This is a genomic window from Pseudomonas sp. ES1 (assembly GCF_050586605.1).
Lineage (GTDB): Bacteria > Pseudomonadota > Gammaproteobacteria > Pseudomonadales > Pseudomonadaceae > Aquipseudomonas > Aquipseudomonas sichuanensis.
Genome location: NZ_JBOBDM010000008.1, coordinates 1 through 14,553, shown reverse-complemented (window position 1 = coordinate 14,553; position 14,553 = coordinate 1). Strand labels below are relative to the sequence as shown.

At 63.7% G+C, this 14,553-nt stretch carries 17 protein-coding genes; 7 read left to right on the top strand and 10 right to left on the bottom strand.

From position 1 onward, the window contains the following. Window positions 1-6: 6 nt before the first annotated feature. From trpD to ACQ4N9_RS05145, 3 genes are all read left to right on the top strand, one after another. Window positions 7-1,056, top strand: a complete 1,050-nt coding sequence (gene trpD, locus ACQ4N9_RS05155) for an anthranilate phosphoribosyltransferase (protein WP_125857223.1) — start codon at window positions 7-9, stop codon at window positions 1,054-1,056. Then, on the top strand, window positions 1,053-1,886 hold the full coding sequence (gene trpC / locus ACQ4N9_RS05150) for an indole-3-glycerol phosphate synthase TrpC (protein ID WP_125857224.1): 834 nt from the start codon (window positions 1,053-1,055) through the stop codon (window positions 1,884-1,886). The genes trpD and trpC overlap by 4 nt, the downstream gene beginning before the upstream one ends. A 154-nt stretch (window positions 1,887-2,040) precedes the next feature. Next, window positions 2,041-2,745, top strand: coding sequence for a lipoate--protein ligase family protein (locus ACQ4N9_RS05145; RefSeq protein ID WP_110994265.1), 705 nt, complete (start codon window positions 2,041-2,043; stop codon window positions 2,743-2,745). Here ACQ4N9_RS05145 and crp read toward each other — a convergent pair. Next, window positions 2,742-3,386 (bottom strand): cAMP-activated global transcriptional regulator CRP, encoded by a 645-nt coding sequence (gene crp, locus ACQ4N9_RS05140; protein WP_110994327.1) that lies wholly within the window; start codon window positions 3,384-3,386, stop codon window positions 2,742-2,744. The genes ACQ4N9_RS05145 and crp overlap by 4 nt on opposite strands. 191 nt (window positions 3,387-3,577) lie before the next feature. Between crp and ACQ4N9_RS05135 the strand changes: the two genes are divergently transcribed. Further along, window positions 3,578-4,000, top strand: coding sequence for an OsmC family protein (locus ACQ4N9_RS05135; RefSeq protein WP_004376171.1), 423 nt, complete (start codon window positions 3,578-3,580; stop codon window positions 3,998-4,000). Window positions 4,001-4,020: 20 nt separating this feature from the next. Here the strand turns inward: ACQ4N9_RS05135 and ACQ4N9_RS05130 are convergent, their stop codons facing one another. The 7 genes from ACQ4N9_RS05130 to hemJ form a co-directional block, all read right to left on the bottom strand. Further along, a complete protein-coding gene (locus ACQ4N9_RS05130) occupies window positions 4,021-4,374 on the bottom strand; it encodes a hypothetical protein (RefSeq protein ID WP_390966113.1) in 354 nt (117 codons plus the stop codon). Between the two features lie 74 nt (window positions 4,375-4,448). Further along, on the bottom strand, window positions 4,449-5,486 hold the full coding sequence (locus tag ACQ4N9_RS05125) for a DUF2157 domain-containing protein (RefSeq protein WP_390966111.1): 1,038 nt from the start codon (window positions 5,484-5,486) through the stop codon (window positions 4,449-4,451). A gap of 10 nt (window positions 5,487-5,496) precedes the next feature. Beyond that, on the bottom strand, window positions 5,497-6,144 hold the full coding sequence (gene coq7 / locus ACQ4N9_RS05120; RefSeq protein WP_110994262.1) for a 2-polyprenyl-3-methyl-6-methoxy-1,4-benzoquinone monooxygenase: 648 nt from the start codon (window positions 6,142-6,144) through the stop codon (window positions 5,497-5,499). A gap of 65 nt (window positions 6,145-6,209) precedes the next feature. Then, on the bottom strand, window positions 6,210-6,548 hold the full coding sequence (locus ACQ4N9_RS05115; RefSeq protein ID WP_390966109.1) for a histidine triad nucleotide-binding protein: 339 nt from the start codon (window positions 6,546-6,548) through the stop codon (window positions 6,210-6,212). Between the two features lie 64 nt (window positions 6,549-6,612). Continuing rightward, entirely contained in the window at window positions 6,613-7,389 is a 777-nt protein-coding gene (locus ACQ4N9_RS05110) for an SDR family NAD(P)-dependent oxidoreductase (RefSeq protein ID WP_390966108.1), read from the bottom strand. A gap of 51 nt (window positions 7,390-7,440) precedes the next feature. After that, window positions 7,441-8,397, bottom strand: a complete 957-nt coding sequence (locus ACQ4N9_RS05105) for an NAD(P)H-dependent flavin oxidoreductase (protein ID WP_390966106.1) — start codon at window positions 8,395-8,397, stop codon at window positions 7,441-7,443. A gap of 30 nt (window positions 8,398-8,427) precedes the next feature. After that, window positions 8,428-8,853: a protoporphyrinogen oxidase HemJ gene (gene hemJ, locus ACQ4N9_RS05100; RefSeq protein ID WP_110994259.1), complete on the bottom strand. Its 426-nt coding sequence runs from the start codon at window positions 8,851-8,853 to the stop codon at window positions 8,428-8,430. 140 nt (window positions 8,854-8,993) lie between these two features. Here hemJ and argC point away from each other — a divergent pair, with 140 nt between their 5' ends. Together argC and erpA are read left to right on the top strand one after the other, a co-directional pair. Next, window positions 8,994-10,028: an N-acetyl-gamma-glutamyl-phosphate reductase gene (gene argC / locus ACQ4N9_RS05095; protein ID WP_110994258.1), complete on the top strand. Its 1,035-nt coding sequence runs from the start codon at window positions 8,994-8,996 to the stop codon at window positions 10,026-10,028. A 165-nt stretch (window positions 10,029-10,193) separates the two neighbouring features. Next, entirely contained in the window at window positions 10,194-10,544 is a 351-nt protein-coding gene (gene erpA / locus ACQ4N9_RS05090; protein WP_125462372.1) for an iron-sulfur cluster insertion protein ErpA, read from the top strand. Between the two features lie 59 nt (window positions 10,545-10,603). Here the strand turns inward: erpA and ACQ4N9_RS05085 are convergent, their stop codons facing one another. Both ACQ4N9_RS05085 and ACQ4N9_RS05080 read right to left on the bottom strand, forming a co-directional pair. Then, window positions 10,604-11,695: an anhydro-N-acetylmuramic acid kinase gene (locus tag ACQ4N9_RS05085; RefSeq protein ID WP_390966103.1), complete on the bottom strand. Its 1,092-nt coding sequence runs from the start codon at window positions 11,693-11,695 to the stop codon at window positions 10,604-10,606. Window positions 11,696-11,699: 4 nt separating this feature from the next. After that, on the bottom strand, window positions 11,700-13,115 hold the full coding sequence (locus tag ACQ4N9_RS05080) for a peptidoglycan DD-metalloendopeptidase family protein (protein WP_390966101.1): 1,416 nt from the start codon (window positions 13,113-13,115) through the stop codon (window positions 11,700-11,702). A 213-nt stretch (window positions 13,116-13,328) separates the two neighbouring features. Between ACQ4N9_RS05080 and tyrS the strand changes: the two genes are divergently transcribed. Beyond that, the gene (gene tyrS, locus ACQ4N9_RS05075; protein WP_390966099.1) at window positions 13,329-14,528 is read left to right on the top strand and encodes a tyrosine--tRNA ligase; all 1,200 of its coding nucleotides are present in this window, start codon (window positions 13,329-13,331) and stop codon (window positions 14,526-14,528) included. Window positions 14,529-14,553 lie beyond the last annotated feature (25 nt).

Below are 14,553 nucleotides of genomic sequence, written 5' to 3'. Positions count from 1 at the left end.
TCGACCATGGATATCAAGACTGCGTTGAGCCGTATCGTCGGCCACCTGGACCTGAGCACCGATGAAATGCGCGAGGTCATGCGCCAGATCATGACTGGCCAGTGCAGTGAGGCGCAGATCGGCGCCTTCCTGATGGGCATGCGCATGAAGAGCGAAAGCATCGACGAGATCGTCGGCGCGGTGTCGGTGATGCGCGAGCTGGCCGACAAGGTCGAGCTCAAGAGCCTCGATGGCGTGGTCGACATCGTCGGCACCGGCGGCGATGGCGCCAACATCTTCAACGTTTCCACCGCGTCCTCGTTCGTCCTTGCGGCCGCCGGCTGCCCGGTGGCCAAGCACGGCAACCGCGCGGTGTCCGGCAAGAGCGGCAGTGCCGACCTGCTGGAAGCCGCCGGCATCTACCTGAACCTCACCCCGGTGCAGGTCGCCCGCTGCATCGACAGCCTGGGGATCGGTTTCATGTTTGCCCAGAGCCACCACAAGGCCATGAAGTATGCCGCCGGCCCGCGTCGCGAGCTGGGGCTGCGCACCCTGTTCAACATGCTCGGCCCGCTTACGAATCCGGCCGGGGTGAAGCATCAGGTGGTCGGGGTGTTCAACCAGGCGCTGTGCCGCCCGCTGGCCGAAGTGCTGCAGCGCCTTGGCAGCAAGCATGTGCTGGTGGTGCACTCCAAGGACGGCCTGGACGAGTTCAGCCTGGCGGCGCCCACCTTCGTGGCCGAACTGAAGAATGACCAGATCACCGAGTATTGGGTCGAGCCCGAAGACCTCGGCATGAAGAGCCAGAGCCTGCACGGCCTGGCGGTCGATGGCCCGCAGGCGTCGCTGGACTTGATCCGTGACGCACTGGGCCGGCGCAAGACCGAGAACGGCCAGAAGGCCGCCGAAATGATCGTGCTCAATGCTGGTGCGGCGCTGTATGCCGCCGATCACGCCATGACCCTGGCCCAGGGCGTGGAACTGGCCCATGACGTGCTGCACACCGGGCTGGCCTGGGAAAAGCTGCAGGAGCTGGGCGCCTTTACCGCGGTATTCAAAGTGGAGAACGAAGCATGAGCGTGCCGACGGTGCTGGAAAGGATCATCGCCCGCAAGTTCCAGGAAGTGGCCGAGCGCAGCGCGCGGGTCAGCCTTGCCGAACTGGAGCGCCTGGCCAAGGCGGCTGACGCCCCGCGTGGCTTCGCCAATGCCTTGATCGAGCAGGCCAAGCGCAAGCAGCCGGCGGTGATCGCCGAAATCAAGAAGGCTTCGCCCAGCAAGGGTGTGATTCGCGAGCACTTCGTGCCGGCCGAGATCGCGGTCAGCTATGAAAAAGGCGGGGCGACCTGCTTGTCGGTGCTGACCGACGTGGATTACTTCCAGGGCGCCGACGCGTACCTGCAGCAGGCCCGCGCCGCGGTGTCGCTGCCGGTGATCCGCAAGGACTTCATGGTCGACCCGTACCAGATCGTCGAAGCCCGCGCCCTGGGTGCCGACTGCGTGCTGCTGATCGTCTCGGCGCTGGATGACGTGAAGATGGCCGAGCTGGCCGCCACGGCCAAGGACGTCGGCCTCGACGTGCTGGTCGAAGTGCACGACGGCGATGAACTGGAGCGCGCGCTGAAGACCCTCGATACCCCGCTGGTCGGCGTCAACAACCGTAACCTGCACACCTTCGAGGTCAGCCTGGAGACCACGCTCGACCTGCTGCCACGCATCCCTCGCGATCGCCTGGCCATCACCGAGAGTGGCATCCTCAATCGGGCTGATGTCGAGTTGATGGCAATCAACGAGGTGTATTCGTTCCTGGTCGGCGAGGCGTTCATGCGCGCCGAGCAGCCGGGGCTGGAACTGCAGCGGCTGTTCTTCCCTGACCAGGTGAAGAAGACCGTTCAGGCCCTGGACTGATCGAACCGAAGCCGGCGCTTGTTGCCGGCTTTTTTGTGTCTGTATTCGAGGGCCTCATCGCGGGGCAAGCCCGCTCCCACGCAAGCGCTGTGACAACGTGGGAGCGGGCTTGCCCCGCGATGAGGCCGGTAGAGCTTTCATCGAAGGTGGATCAATGACCGATCAACCCCTGGCCCTGACCGTCGAACAGGGCCTGCACGCCGAGCAGGAATTGCTGGCCGCCGTGTGCCGTGGCGAGCGTGACGCTGGCGTGCTGTTCTGGCGCCCCACCGATCATGCGCTGGTGATGCCACGCCGTATGAGTCGCCTGGATAACTTCGAAGCCGCCTGCGCCGAGTTGGCGATCGCCGGCTGGCCGGTATTGCTGCGCGAAACCGGTGGTGAGCCTGTGCCGCAGTCGCATTCAACCGTGAACGTGGCGCTGGTCTACGTCGCGCCGCGCAGCGAAGGCGATCATGGGCGCATCGAGAATGCCTACGAGCGGCTGTGCCTGCCACTGTGCGATGTACTGCGCGAGTGGGGTGGGGTGGCGTCGGTGGGGGAAATCGATGGTGCCTTCTGCGATGGCCGTTACAACGTCAACCTGAACGGCCGCAAACTGGTCGGCACTGCCCAGCGCTGGCGCCAGGGCCTGGGCGGCAAGCGCCCGGTGGTGTTGGTGCACGGTGCGCTGCTGCTGGACAACGAGCGCGAATCGATGGTGGCGGCGGTCAATCGTTTCAATGAATGTTGCGAGCTTGAACAGCGTTGCCGGGCCGACAGCCATATCGCCTTGCATGAAGTGGCGCCACAGGCGCCCTGGTTCGAGCGCCTTTCCCTGGCCTATGCCGAGGTCATTGCCGGGCTGCCGAAAGATTAGCGGGTGCCGTAGACCACCATGGTCTTGCCTTTCACCTGCACCAGGCTGCGCTCCTCGAGATCCTTGAGGACGCGGCCGACCATTTCCCGTGAACAGCCGACGATGCGCCCGATCTCCTGGCGGGTGATCTTGATCTGCATGCCGTCGGGGTGGGTCATGGCGTCTGGCTGCCTGCACAGTTCGAGCAGGCAGCGGGCAACCCGGCCGGTCACGTCGAAGAAGGCCAGGTCGCCGACCTTGCGCGTGGTATTGCGTAGCCGCTGGGCCATTTGCGCGCCGAGGGCGTAGAGAATCTCCGGGTCCTGGCGGCCCAGCTCGCGGAATTTGTCGTAGCTGATCTCGGCCACTTCGCATTCGGTCTTGGCCCGCACCCAGGCGCTGCGCTGATGCTCCTGGCCGGCGGGCTCGAACAGGCCTAGCTCGCCAAAGAAGTCGCCGTTGTTGAGGTAGGCGATGATCATCTCGTGGCCGTCGTCGTCCTCGATCAGGATGGTCACCGAGCCTTTGATGATGAACGAGAGGGTCTCGGCCCGGTCGCCCGCGCAGATGATGTTGCTTTTGGCGGCGTAGCGACGGCGCTGGCAGTGCACCAGCAGCTTTTCGATGTTCTTGATCTTGGGCGCAAGGGCTGAGGAGACCATCACGAAATCCTGTTCGATGTGAGGCATTGGCTTTTTATTGAGGCTGCCTGGCGTGATGCGCCAGTCATTTGGCGCCAGCTTATCAGACACGCCCCCATGTATCGGCATGAAAGCGCTGCGCCTTGAGCTTTTCCGACAGCGTCACAAGGTCTAAGCTGGCACCCTTTTTACGAGATCGGGAGTCCGGATAGATGAAGGCACGCATCCAGTGGGCGGGTGAAGCAATGTTCCTCGGCGAGTCGGGGAGTGGCCATGTGGTGGTCATGGACGGCCCGCCCGAAGCCGGCGGCCGCAACCTTGGCGTGCGCCCGATGGAAATGCTGCTGTTGGGGCTGGGCGGATGCAGCAGCTTCGATGTGGTCAGCATCCTCAAGAAGTCACGTCAGGCGGTGGAGAGCTGCGAAGCCTTCCTGGAAGCCGAGCGCGCCAGTGAGGACCCCAAGGTGTTCACCAAGATCCATATGAACTTCGTGGTCAAAGGGCGTGGGCTGAAAGAAGCACAGGTCAAGCGCGCGGTGGAGCTGTCGGCCGAAAAGTACTGCTCGGCATCGATCATGCTCGAGCGTGCCGGGGTGGAAATCACCCACGGTTACGAGATTGTCGAACTCGGGTGACCGGCAATGGCGCCTGGCAGTCAGGCGCTTTGCAGGTTCAGCCGCTCAGCGGCCAGTAGCCAGGCGACGCCCGGGGTGAGCGCGAGCAGCAGCAACGGGATGTTGAACAGCAGTAGCCCGAGTATTTCGCTGCTGCTCCAGGTGTTGCCGAAAGATTGGGCAAACAGCATGCACTGCAACTGCGCCGTGACCACGGCGGCCAAGCCGAACAGGGCGATAAGCGTACGACGCTTGCGGCAGTGGTAAGCCAGCAGCAGGAACAGCAGCAGCCCAGGCACTGTGAACAGCAGCATCTCGACCACACTGTTGCTGTCGGGCTCGCCGAGGTCGGGCAGTTGCAGGCTGAAGGCGGTTTGCCTGATGGAAGCTGTCATCAGGCAGACAAACCCATAGGCAACCGGTATCAGCCCTAGGCTTTGCAGCAACCGAGCCGTGATCAGTCGGAACTTCAACGGCGCAACGCCGGCAGCCACTGCAACAGGCGCTCGGGTAGCCTGGCCCGCAGCTGTGCACTCAAGGCTTCCCGTCGTTTCTGGTACAGCAGGCCCAGGCCGATGACGCCAAGGCCGATCAGGGTGAGCACCAGCGGGAACAGCAGCGAGTCGGCGAATACCTCGTAGGACAGATAGCCGAGATAGGCCGCCACGCCCATCGCCCCGAATACCATGAACACCGGCCGGCGCAACAACACGGCCAGCCCCATCAGCCCCAGGTTGATCAGGCAATACAGCGCCTTGCCCAGTTCGCTGGCGCTGTCCATCGACGTGAGCCCGCCCCAGAACGCCAGCAGGCCGGCCAGGTAGCCCCAGCCAGCGTAGTCCTGGCGGGTGCGGCCATCGACGCCGACGAACACCACCAGCACGGCCAGGCCGAACCACACCGAGACCGTGCGTCGCTGCTCCCAGCTGAACACATCGCCATACACCCACTCGGTCAGGTCCATGGACATGAACCACAGTGCGAGCGCGATCGGAATGACGATGAACGGGAAGGGCACCAGGCGCAGCATCAGCAGGCCGGCCACCACGGTTGCGGCTTCCATGGCCAGCCAGCCGCCCTGCACATAGGTGTAGTACTGGTGATAGTCACCCTGGGCATCGTCCAGCGGCCACCAGCCCACCAGCCGTTCCACGGCGAATACCGCCAGTGGCACGATGCTCACCGCGACGGCCGCCAGCACGCCGGCGGCGATGGGCTGCCCGCGGCGTTGCAGTGACAGGGCGAACAGGGTGAGCGTGGCGATGTAGAGCAAGGCGATGGACAGCAGTGCACTGTCGCCGATGCGCATCCAGGCTTCGGTGAGCAACCAGCCCATCGCCCCCATGATCAGCAGGGCGCCGAAGTAGAAGGCGACGTGGGCCAGCTGGAAGCTGCCGCGGCTTTGTGGCTGCTGGCGCAGGAAGTCCAGCAGTGCGCGGTCCTGGCCCGGTTGCAGTACGCCGGCGTCTACCGCGTGTGCCAGGTCCTTGGCGTCGAAGCGTTCCATGCGCTGTGCCTCAGATGCGGTAGGTGCTCTTGGTCATGACCTTGGCCATCAGGCTCATGCCGAAACGGATGGGCGCCGGGAAGCGATAGCCGCCAGCTTCCAGCGCGGATTCGGCGTGGTGCTCTTCGTCGACGCGCATCTGTTCGAGGATGGCGCGGGATTTGCCATCGCTCTCTGGGATCTGTTCAAGGTGCTCGTCCAGGTGTTTGCACACTTGATGCTCGGTGGCGGCGACGAAACCCAGGCTGACCTTGTCGCTGACCAGGCCGGCGAGTGCGCCGATGCCGAAGGACATGCCGTAGAACAACGGGTTGAGCACGCTGGGGTGGCTGTTGAGCTGGCGAATACGCTGCTCGCACCAGGCCAGGTGGTCGATTTCTTCTTCTGCCGCATGCTCCATGGCCTTGCGCACCTGGGGCAGCTTGGCGGTCAGGGCCTGGCCCTGGTAGAGCGCCTGGGCGCAGACTTCACCGGTGTGGTTGATGCGCATCAGGCCGGCGACGTGGCGGCTCTGCTGCTCGTCGAGTTCGGCGTCGGGCTGGATGATCGCCGGTGACGGGCGCGAAGGTTGGCCGCTGAAGGGGAGCAGGGTGCGCATGGCGGTATCGGCCTGCAGCAACAAGCGGTCGAGCGGCGAGTAGTGACGTTCGGTAGCCATCGGGCACCTCCACTAGAGTGTGCCCGACAGTTTACCGCAATCGGCTGGAGGGGGCTTGCCCTGGATCAGCCCGGTGGCCAGTGCATCTGGCGCTGGCCAAGCACGTGCATATGGATGTGGTAGACGGTCTGGCCGCCTTTGGGGTTGCAGTTCATGACGACGCGGAAGCCTTCCTCGCAGCCTTGCTCGATGGCCAGGCGCTGGGCGGTGAAGAGGATGTGCCCGGCCAGGGCTTTGTCTTCTTCGGTCAGGTCGTTGAGGGTGCGGATGTGTTTTTTCGGGATGACCAGGAAATGCACCGGCGCCGCAGGGTGAATGTCCTTGAAGGCGAGGATCTGGTCATCTTCGTAGATGATATCCGCCGGGATTTCCCGGTTGATGATTTTGAGGAATAGATCGTCCACAGCACATGCTCCATGGTGAGTGTCCGGGCCGAGTGTACTGAGCCCGCTGCCACTCGCCCAGTGCTTATTCCATGCCTACCGGGCAGTAGCGGCGGTGGATCACGCCGGCCAGCTTGCGCGTCAACCAGCGCGGCAACAGGCGCGGGGCAAAGGCCAGCCAGCGGTTGCGCCGGCCTGGGATGATCCGCGCGCGGTTCTTGTCCAGGGCGCGTACGGTGTACAGCGCGATCTCCTCGGGGCTCGGGCTGTTGGCGTCGAGGCGGGGAATGCGCCGGCGCGACGAACGAACCGGCCCGGGGCACAGCACCGAGACTTTGATCCCGGTGCGCCCGAGCTCTTCACGCAAGGCTTCGCTGAAGCTGAGCACATAGGCCTTGCTGGCGGCGTAGGCGGCCATCCAGGGGCCAGGCGCGACCCCGGCCAGGCCTGCGACATTGAGGATCTGCCCGCCACCCTGCACGGCCATCAGGTTGCCGATGGCATGGCACAGGCGGCTCAGGGCCAGGATATTGACCTCCAGCAGGTCCTGCTCGTCGGCCCATTCATGGGCAAGGAAGGGCCCGTAGGTGCGTTGGCCTGCGCAGTTGACCAGCAGGTCGATGCGCCGCTCGCCTTCCTCCAGCTCAAGCACGAACCCTGACAGGCGCAGGGGCTGGCTGAGGTCGCAGGCGCGGAACAGCACCTCCACGCCAAAACGCTGGGTCAGTTCGATGGCCACCGGCTCCAGCGTCTCGCGCTGGCGTGCCACCAGGATCAGATTGCGCCCGCGCCGCGCCAGGGCCTCCGCCAGGGCCAGGCCCAGGCCGGTGGAAGCGCCGGTAATCATGGCGTAACGGGTCATGCAAGGCTCCTGGAGCTTAAGGGGCGCCTAGTTTACAGCCTGGTTGGTTTGCTACAAGGCGTTGCTGCGTAGCTGTTGGGCGCGATCCAGGGCGCCTCGGTATTCGCTGTGCAGGCGTTCGATCAGTGCTGCGGCGCTGGGTAGGTCGTTGATCTCACCGACGCCCTGGCCTGCGGACCAGACGGTCTTCCAGGCCTTGGCTTCCTCGTCCAGCGGTTTGAGCTTGCCGGCTTCATGGCTGCTGGTGAGCGCCGCCAGGTCGTAGCCGGCCTGGTCCAGGCTTTGCCGCAGAAAGCTGGCCGGGATGCCGGATACTGCTGGCGTGTGGATGATATCGGCGGCGGTTGCGCTGAGGATCATCTGTTTATAGGCGTCCTGTGCCTGGCTCTCACGGGTGGCGATGAAGCGTGTGCCCATGTAGCCCAGGTCTGCCCCCAGCAATTGCGCCGCGAGCAGTTCGTGGCCGTGGTTGAGGCAGCCTGCCAGCAGCAGGGTCTTGTCGAAGAACTGGCGGATCTCGGCGACCAGGGCGAACGGGCTCCAGGTGCCGGCATGGCCACCCGCGCCGGCGGCCACGGCGATCAGCCCATCGACACCGGCCTCTGCCGCCTTCTGCGCATGGCGTCGGGTGGTCACGTCATGGAACACCAGGCCGCCGTAGCCGTGCACTGCATCCACCACCTCCTTCACTGCACCGAGGCTGGTGATGACGATGGGCACGCGATGCTCGACGCACAGGGCCAGGTCGGCCTGCAGACGCGGATTGCTTGGATGGACGATCAGGTTGACTGCATAGGGGGCTGGCGCTTGCAACTGAGCCAGGCCTGCCTCTATCTCCTCCAGCCAGGCCTTGAAGCCTGCGCTGTCGCGTTGGTTGAGCGCAGGGAAGCTGCCCACCACACCGCTGGCGCAACAGGCCAGCACCAGTTGCGGGTTGGAAATCAGGAACATCGGCGCGGCCACCAGTGGCAGGCGCAGCCGTTGTTGCAGCGAGGCGGGCAGGGACATGGCGAAACTCCTGTGCAGGGTGGGCTATCGTCAGAACGGTTTGACCACCACCAGAATTACGATCCCCAGCAGGATCAGTACCGGCGCCTCGTTGAACCAGCGGTAGTACACGTGGCTGCGGGTATTGGTGCCGGCGGCGAAGCGTTTGCGCTGGGCGCCGCAGATATGATGGTAGGCGGTCAGCAGCACCACCAGGGTCAGCTTGGCGTGCAGCCAGCCCTGGCTCAGCCAGCCGGGGTTGAGGTAGAGCATCCAGCCGCCGAACACATAGGTGGCGATCATCGCCGGGTTCATGATGCCCCGGTACAGCTTGCGCTCCATGGTGATGAAGCGGTCGAGGCTGATGCTGTCCTGGCTCTGGGCGTGGTAGACGAACAGGCGTGGCAGGTAGAACAGGCCGGCGAACCAGCAAACCACGCTGACGATGTGCAGCGCCTTGATCCATAGATAGAGCATGTGCGGTTCCTTCAGGTTTTCACGGTCGTGCGAATAGTAGTGGGCAAGCGCCAAAGGGTCATGGGAATAGTTGTTACAGGCCTGCCGGGCCCCTATTATCGTGCGCTTTCCAGTGGGCTCGTTGATAAGGGGCAAGCGTTATGATCAAGGTCGGTATCGTCGGCGGCACGGGTTACACCGGTGTCGAACTGCTGCGTCTGCTGGCGCAGCATCCACAGGCCGAAGTGGCGGTCATCACTTCGCGCTCCGAAGCGGGCGTGGCGGTTGCCGACATGTACCCCAACCTGCGCGGCCACTACGACGGGCTGTGTTTCAGCGTGCCGGACAGCAAGGCGTTGGGCGCCTGTGATGTGGTGTTCTTCGCTACCCCGCACGGCGTGGCCCACGCCCTGGCCGGCGAGCTGCTGGCGGCGGGCACCAAGGTCATCGACCTGTCCGCCGACTTCCGCCTGCAGGACGCCGTGGAGTGGGGCAAGTGGTACGGGCAACCGCACGGCGCGCCTGAACTGCTCAAGGACGCGGTCTACGGCCTGCCTGAAGTGAACCGCGAGAAGATCCGCCAGGCGCGCCTGATCGCCGTGCCCGGTTGCTACCCGACCGCTACCCAGCTGGGCTTCCTGCCGTTGCTGGAAGCTGGCCTGGCCGACCCTTCGCGGCTGATCGCCGACTGCAAGTCCGGCGTCAGTGGTGCAGGCCGTGGTGCCGCCGTAGGTTCGCTGTTCTGCGAGGCCGGCGAGAGCATGAAGGCCTATGCGGTCAAAGGGCACCGCCATCTGCCGGAAATCAGCCAAGGCCTGCGACTGGCCGCAGGCAAGGACATCGGCCTGACCTTTGTGCCTCACCTGACCCCGATGATCCGCGGCATTCATGCCACCCTTTATGCCAACGTCGTTGATACGTCGGTCGATCTGCAGGCGCTGTTCGAAAAGCGCTATGCCAACGAACCGTTCGTCGACGTGATGCCGGCCGGCAGCCACCCAGAGACCCGCAGCGTGCGCGGCGCCAACGTCTGCCGTATCGCTGTGCACCGGCCACAGGGTGGCGACCTGGTGGTGGTGCTGTCGGTGATCGACAACCTGGTCAAGGGCGCGTCCGGCCAGGCGGTGCAGAACCTGAACATCCTGTTCGGCCTGGACGAGCGCATGGGCCTGTCCCACGCCGGCCTGTTGCCTTAAAGCAGTGGCAAGTTGCAAGCTTCAAGCTGCAAGCGGGGCTGTCGTATTCGGCTTGAAGCTTGCGGCTAGTCGCTTGCAGCTTTCGTATTGTTGACCGATTTTCTCGGACAAGCGGATAATACGCGCCATCGAGTTTTATGGCGGCACTGCGCCGGGAGAATCAGCATGAGCGTCGAAACCTTCACCCCCACGGCTTTGGAGTTCACCCCAGGGGCTGCACACAAGGTGAAGACCCTGGTCAGCGAAGAGGGCAACGAGCGTCTGAAGCTGCGCGTTTTCGTGACGGGCGGTGGTTGCTCGGGCTTCCAGTACGGCTTCACCTTCGATGAAGACGTGGCCGAGGATGACACTATCGTCGAGCGTGAAGGTGTCGCGCTGGTGGTTGACCCGATGAGCTTCCAGTACCTGGCGGGCGCCGAAGTGGACTACCAGGAAGGCCTGGAAGGTTCGCGCTTCGTGATCAAGAACCCGAATGCCAGCACCACCTGTGGCTGTGGTTCGTCGTTCTCGATCTGATCTGTGGGCTGACATGAAAACGCCGCGCATTTGCGCGGCGTTTTGCATTGTGCGGCTGGCTACGCGGGGTAGATTGCGCCGAGGACGCGCAGGCCCCTGGCGGCGGTGACGCTGGGCCGGTTGGCGGGGATGCGTTCCAGGCAGCAATGGGCCAGCCAGGCAAAGGCCATGGCCTCGACCCAGTCCGGATTGACGCCGTGCGCTGCTGTGCTGGACACCTGGGCGTCCGGCAGCAGTTGCGCCAAGCGTGCCATCAGCGCGCCGTTGCGGGCGCCTCCGCCGCACACCAGCAAGGCTTCGGTGCCTTGTTGAGCCTGGCCTAGCGAGTCGATGATGCTGCGTGCAGTCAGCTCCAGCAGGGTGGCCTGTACGTCTTCGTCGCGGTAGCTGGGCAGTTGGGCGAGATGGCCGTCGAGCCAAGGCAGGTTGAAGACCTCGCGGCCGGTGCTTTTCGGGCCGCTGCCAGCGAAGAACGGGTCGCTCAGCAGTGCATGGAGCAAGGCCGGCTGCACCGCCCCGCTCGCCGCCCAGGCGCCATCGGCATCAAATACCTGGCCGCGCTTGCGCTCGATCCAGGCATCCAGCAGCACATTGCCCGGCCCGCAGTCGAAGCCATGCACTGGCTTGTCCTTCTCGATCAAGCTGAGGTTGCTGAAACCGCCCACATTGAGAATCGCCAGTCGCTGGCCAAGGTGGCCGAACAGCGCTTCATGGAAGGCCGGCACCAGCGGCGCGCCCTGGCCGCCCGCCGCCACGTCGCGGCGCCTGAAGTCACCGACCACACAGATGCCGGTCAGCTCGGCCAGCAGCGCCGGGTTGCCGATCTGTACCGTGAAGCCGCGGGCGGGTTCGTGGCGAATGGTCTGCCCATGGCTGCCGATGGCGTCGATGGCATCGGGCTGCAGGCCTTGCTCGCGCAGCAGGTAGTTGATCCCTTCGGCGGCGAGGGTGGCCCAGTGGTTCTCCGCCAGTGCCGCGCGGGCGATCTCGTCGGGGCCGCTGGCGCAAAGGCCGAGCAGCTGCTGGCGCAGGTCGGTGGGCATGGGGATGTAGTGGGTGGCGAGCAGCCGAAGCTGCTCGCCTTGTTCGATCAGGGCGATGTCCAGGCCATCAAGGCTGGTCCCGGACATCACGCCAAGATAGAGCGCCATGTGGTCAGCGCTTGTTGGCGGCGAGCAGGGTGGCCTTTTCCTGATCCATACGGGCGATCAAGGGTTGGCTCTGCTGGTTGAAGCGCGCGCGCTCAGCCTTGGCGATCGGGTCGGCCATCGGCACCTTCTGGCTCAGTGGGTCGACGTGCACGCCGTTGACCTGGAACTCGTAGTGCAGGTGCGGGCCGGTCGACAGGCCGGTAGTGCCGATGTAGCCGATGACCTGGCCTTGTTTGACGCTGCCGCCGGTCTTGATGCCCTTGGCGAAGCCCTGCATGTGGCCATAGAGCGTCTTGTAGGCGTTGCCGTGGGCAATGATCACGGTGTTGCCATAGCCGCCACGGCGCCCGGCCAGCTCAATGCGCCCATCGCCGGCGGCCTTGATTGGTGTGCCGCGCGGGGCGGCGTAATCGACACCTTTGTGGGCGCGGATCTTGTTCAGGATCGGGTGTTTGCGGCCAGCGGAAAAGCGCGAACTGATGCGGGCGAAGTCCACCGGCGTACGGATGAACGCCTTGCGCAGGCTGTTGCCGTCGGCGGTGTAGTAGTTGGTGTTGCCTTGCTTGTTGGTGTAGCGCACGGCGGTGTAGGTCTTGCCGCGGTTGGTGAAGCGGGCCGACAGGATGTTGCCGGTGCCGACCACCTTGCCGTCCATCATCTTCTGCTCATAGACCACGTCGAATTCGTCGCCCGGGCGGATGTCCTGGGCGAAGTCGATGTCGTAACCGAGGATGCGTGCCATGTCCATGGTCATGCTGTGGGACAGCCCCGCGCGTTGCGCCGAGGCCGAGAGCGAACTCTTGATCACGCCATGGGCGTAGGCGGTGCGCATGACTGGCTTGCTGACTTCGCGATCGAAGCTGAAGCCCTTGTCGGTGCGGGTCAGGCGGATGGTTTCGAGGTTGCTGACCTTGCTGTGCAGGCTGGTCAGTTGGCCGTTCTTGTCCAGTTCGAACTGCAGTACCTGGCCATGCTTGAGCTGGCTGAACTGCTTGGCCTGCTTGTTGCTCGCCAGCAGGTCGTGGACGGCGTTGGCCGGCAGGCCAACCTTGTTGAACAGTGTGGAGAGCGTATCGCCGCGGGCCACGACTACCTCGCGGTGGCCGGGGGCCTTGTCTTCCTGTTTGGCGACGGGGGCGGGCTCGGGCTTGGCCTGGGCGGTGTCCGCTTCATCGCCTTCGATCTGGGCGAAAGGCGAGTCGGTGCGTTGTTCGGATTGCACCAGTGGCGCGACGCGGGACTCTTCCTTCAGCTGCTCTGCCGGGCTCTCCAGCTCCAGGCTTAGCGTGGTTTTCTTGGCTTCTACTTCGCTGGAAGGGAATACCAGCAAGGCCAGGCTGAGGAGAGCAGCGATGCCGCTGGCGGCCAACAGATGGCTTTTCGGATAAAGCGGGGGCGCTTTAGGCGTTTCGTTGGTCATAAGTGAGGTGACTTTGAAAAGGATGAAGTGGAAAAGATGAATGACATGATGAAGATGAAATAACTGTATAAAATATAACCAAAACCATTCTCGCGCAAGGGCGCGTAGACGTTGCGTTGCGCCGTTCGGGTCACATTCCGTTGCGAAACTTGTATTTGATGGCCGATCTTGTATGGTTGGCTCCCCTTGAATCTGAGCCTTGCGGGTCTGTCTATGAAGTCTGTTGAAGAGCAGCTGGCGCTAATCAAGCGCGGTGCGGAAGAGGTATTGGTCGAGTCGGAACTGGTGGAGAAGCTCAAGCGCGGCCAGCCGCTGCGTATCAAAGCGGGCTTCGACCCTACCGCGCCGGACCTGCACCTGGGCCACACGGTGCTGATCAACAAGCTGCGCCAGTTCCAGGATCTGGGTCACCAGGTGATCTTCCTGATTGGTGACTTCACCGGCATGATCGGTGACCCGAGCGGCAAGAGTGCCACTCGCCCGCCGCTGACGCGCGAACAGGTGCTGGATAACGCCGAGACCTATAAGCAGCAGGTGTTCAAGATTCTTGACCCGGCCAAGACCGAGGTCGCGTTCAACTCCACCTGGATGGATAAGCTCACGCCGGCTGATTTCATCCGCCTGGCTTCGCAGTACACGGTCGCGCGCATGCTCGAGCGTGACGACTTCGACAAGCGCTACAGCAGCAATCAGCCTATCGCGATCCATGAGTTCCTCTATCCGCTGGTACAGGGCTATGACTCGGTGGCGTTGAAGGCGGACGTTGAGCTAGGCGGCACGGACCAGAAATTCAACCTGCTGATGGGGCGTGAGCTGCAGCGCTCTTATGGTCAGGAGGCGCAGAACATCGTCACCATGCCGCTGCTCGAAGGGCTCGACGGCGTGAAGAAGATGTCCAAGTCGTTGGGCAACTACGTCGGCATCCAGGAAGCGCCGGGTGTGATGTTCAGCAAGCTCGTGTCGATTCCGGACACCTTGATGTGGCGTTACTTCGAGTTGCTCAGCTTCCGTTCCATGGAGGAGATCGACCAGTTCCGTGCGGATGTGGCGCAGGGCGCGAATCCGCGTGACATCAAGATCAAGCTGGCGGAAGAAATCGTAGCGCGCTTCCATGGTGAAGAGGCTGCTGCCAATGCTCACCGTGCGGCGGGTAATCGGATGAAGGAGGGCGAGCTGCCTGAGGATCTGCCCGAGATCGAAGTCGCTGCGGCTGAAAGCTTGCCGATTGCTGCTGTGTTGAACCGGGCTGGGCTTGTGAAAAACTCGGCTCAGGCACGGGATCTGCTCAGTGCTGGCGCCGTGAAGGTTGATGGTGCAGTGGTTGAGCGTGATTTCATGTTTGCCCTGGGAGCTACCCATGTGTGCCAGGCGGGCAAGAAGGCCTTTGGGCGAGTTACTCTCAAGGCTGAGTGATCTCCTAGTGGCGTAGCTATATAGA